General features: G+C 48.7%; 1 protein-coding gene and 1 pseudogene. Both read left to right on the top strand.

Going from position 1 to position 3,634, the window contains the following annotated elements; all coding sequences use genetic code 11:
* Nucleotides 1-273: 273 nt before the first annotated feature.
* Nucleotides 274-513 (top strand): annotated as a pseudogene (locus IQ257_RS29040) (ABC transporter transmembrane domain-containing protein); the annotation flags it as partial.
* Between the two features lie 448 nt (nt 514-961).
* Nucleotides 962-3,634: beta strand repeat-containing protein (locus IQ257_RS29035; protein WP_193933470.1), on the top strand; the 2,673-nt coding region annotated here is incomplete at its 3' end.

Below are 3,634 nucleotides of genomic sequence, written 5' to 3'. Positions count from 1 at the left end.
GTATAAGAGACAGCCCTCACCCCCAACCCCTCTCCCCACGCCTGTTAAAAAAAGAGGCTACTTTTCCTACTTTTCTTACCTCTGGAAATAGTTTTCTATACCATTCACAGTAATCGTCAACAAATTTTATTGTCGATGCAGGTTCTCTGGTCCCAAACATAGTCTACCAAAGAGTGACCGAAGGTTTGTACACTTAATCTAGGACGTATAAAAGTGAAGTGAGTTATCTCTAAGGAGTGAAAAAATATCAAAGCGTTCTCCAGCACAGTTAAGAAGACTAGTGGCGAAATTGTTAGCCGCCTCCGTGACATCCGCGAAATTAACCAACTCGTTTCCCAAGCAATTATCAGCCTCCCGAGCCAGTTTTTTATTGCCCTGGTTTCCTGGGGCTTCATGCTGTTCTATAGCTGGAAACTGACGGTTGCTGCGGCAGCCATTGCTATTTTAATGACCCTTTCCACTATTATTTTCCTGCCTGCCCTACAACAAAAAACCCGTAGTGTCTTAGTCTTAGCTACCGCCCCAGAGTGATTAACCGTGCTGATTGGATTGTATTATTAGAAAATGGTGAACTCAAACTACAAGGCAATCCAGAGGAATTACGCTCAGTCCCCGGCAACCACTTAAACTTCCTTACTCCTTAAATTAACACTCATGGGCATACTATAGCGTTGCTCTATCTGGTGAGGTACACCCTGATGAAGGTAGGGAGTAGGGAGTAGGGAGTAGGGAGTAGGGAGTAGGGAGTAGGGAGTGGGGAGTGGGGAGTAGGGACTGTACCTTATGTAAGTGAGAACCGCTTTATACTCCTACCAGATGTAGAGCCTGTGCCTAAGTCTTAATAAGTCTTGTTGGTATAAATTTTATTAAACCGAGCTACTTATTGACTTTTTACTGTTTTTATGCATATTATGATTCTTTCTAACAGTCTGGAAACTAGCACGGAGGGAGTTCTCATCCGTTGGCAAAGCCAATAAGCAGTTGCAGGCAGTTTTTTCAAAAAACAGCGCCTTATTCCCTTGGGTTTGCTGGTTCTTTTCTCTGCCTGCTCAGTACTCCCAACCCAGCTCAGGCGGAGGTTGTTGCAGATACTTACTTACCTACTGAAACGATTGTCACCCCCTCAGGCACAACCTTTGAGATTAGGGGAGGCACCCAAAGGGGTAGCAATTTATTCCACAGTTTCCAGGAATTTTCTATCCCCGCAGGTTCAGAGGCATTCTTCAAAAACGCCCCAGAGATTCAGAACCTCTTCGGGCGAGTTACGGGAGGACAACTCTCCACCATTGACGGCACCCTCAGGGCTAACGGTACGGCTAATTTATTTCTCATTAATCCCAATGGCATTATTTTTGGGTCTAATGCAAGACTAAATATTGGTGGCTCGTTTATTGCCAGTACCGCGAGTAGCTTTAAGTTTCCTGATGGAAGCGAATTCAGTACCACCAATCCCCAAGCTCCTTCCCTGTTAGCCATTAACGTGCCGATAGGCTTGCAGTATGGAGCCAATCCTAGACGTATCCTCAATCAATCTAGATTCACTGACACAAATGGTAAAATCATCGGACTCCAGGTGCCACCGGGTCAAACAATAGGGTTAATCGGGGGTCAAGTCAGTTTAGAGGGCGGCTATCTAACATCAGAGGGCGGACGGGTTGAACTAGGTAGTGTGGGAGAGAATAGCTTTGTTCGTCTGACAACCACAACTGACGGATTCAGTGCAGGCTATGAGGGCGTCCAAAGGTTTCAGGATATTCAACTTTCCCAGCAAGCTGCGATCGCGGCAAGCGGTTCTGGGGGTGGTAACATTCAAGTGCAAGGTGCTCAGGTACTCCTTTCAGGGGGTTCGCAACTATTGGCGGATACCCTTGGCAGTTTGGATGGGGGTGGTATTGTTATTCAGGCACAACAGTTGAGCCTTCGAGAGGGAGCGTTTGTCTCCGCGTCTACCTTTTCCTCAGGGGCAGCAGGGAGTTTAACCGTCAAGGCATCGGCTGTAGAAATTATTGGCAATCAAGAGCTTCAGGCAATTTTAGATCAGCTTTTCAATACAAAAACCATTACCCCATCTGAACTCGGAAGCGGTTTGTTTTCTCTGAGTTTTGGTTCGGGTAGCGCCAATACCCTAACCATTGACACGGAGCGGTTGAGTTTGCGGGAAGGCGCTTTCATTTCCACCTCTCCCTTTAATATCGGCATGGGGGGAGATATGGTGGTCAGAGCGTCCGAATCAGTTGAAATTGTCGGCTCCGAGTTATTTGGCGACAGTTATGGGGATGGGGATGCAGGTCAAGTTTTGGTGCAAACGAGACGACTGACTGCCACAGAAGGGGGAGGGATATTCACCTCTACCTTTGGTGGAGGACGCGGCGGAAATCTCACCGTTCAAGCCTCAGACTCTATTGAATTGATTGGCACCACTTCGGATGGTCAATTCAAAAGCGGCTTTGCTTCTAATGCGTTTAGGGATGCGACTCAAGCGGCTGGAAACTTGAGGATTGAAACTCGACAGTTAACCATTCGAGATGGGGCTGGAATTGGAGCCGCTACCTTTGGTGCAGCGTCTGGGGGAACGCTGAATATTCAGGCGTCGGAGTTGGTCGAATTAATTGGCACCTCACAAGATGGTAAGGAACTGAGTAGTTTGAACACTCAAAGTATTGGCACAGGTGCTGGTGGCGACATCCAAATCGATACCAGGCGATTGGTTGTGCGAGATGGTGGTGTGATATCGACTACGACTCAAGACGTTGGGCGAGCAGGCAGATTAGTCGTCAGGGCGTCTGATTCTGTGGAACTGAGTGGCACATCGGCAGATGGCATGTTTTTCAGTAGTCTGCGCTCAGAGGCATCTTCTGATTCGGTTCCTAGTAGCTTTATTCCACCTTCCCAGTCTGAAGTATTGGGAGAAGCAGGGGATTTAACAGTTGAAACCGGACAGTTGATGGTTCGCGATGGGGCGCAAATTAGCGTTAATGGTGAAAAATTAGCCGCTGCGGGCAATCTAAGAGTTAACGCGGACACCATTCGACTCGAAAACGACGGTAAAATTACGGCTGCTACTGTTTCCGGTGCGAGGGGCAATATCACGCTGCGAACGCAAAATCTGTTGCTGCGAGGCGGCAGTCAAATTAGCACCAATGCCGATAATGCTGATGGGGGAAATATTAGGCTCGATACGGATACTTTAGTCGCTCTGGAAAATAGCGATATCAGTGCTAACGCTCTCGTTGGTGCCGGAGGTCGAGTGATTATCAATGCGGCTGGCATCTTTGGCACTCAATTTCGAGAGACACAAACTCCAGAAAGTGACATTACTGCCACATCTGCCCTCGGTCCTGACTTCAGTGGTATTGTGGAACTCAACACCCCAGAGGTGAATCCCAGCCAAGGATTAGTGGAGTTGCCCCAAACACCCATCGACCCTACGAGGCTAATTGCTACAGGCTGTCCAGCAGATGAGGGAAACTCCTTTGCTCTCACAGGGCGGGGGGGGCTGCCGGAAGACCCGACGGGAATGCTTAGAGGTCGTGCAATTTGGCGAGATTTGCGTTTGATGAATGGCGGGGGAGCTGGGGAGCTGGGGAGCTGGGGAGCAGAGGAGCAGAGGAGCCGAGGAGCTGGGGAGCAGGGG

Origin of the sequence: Coleofasciculus sp. LEGE 07092 (genome assembly GCF_015207375.1) — a bacterium.
Lineage (GTDB): Bacteria > Cyanobacteriota > Cyanobacteriia > Cyanobacteriales > Coleofasciculaceae > LEGE-07092.
The sequence above is the reverse complement of the archived record's forward strand: the minus strand, read 5'-3'. Positions and strand labels throughout refer to the sequence as shown.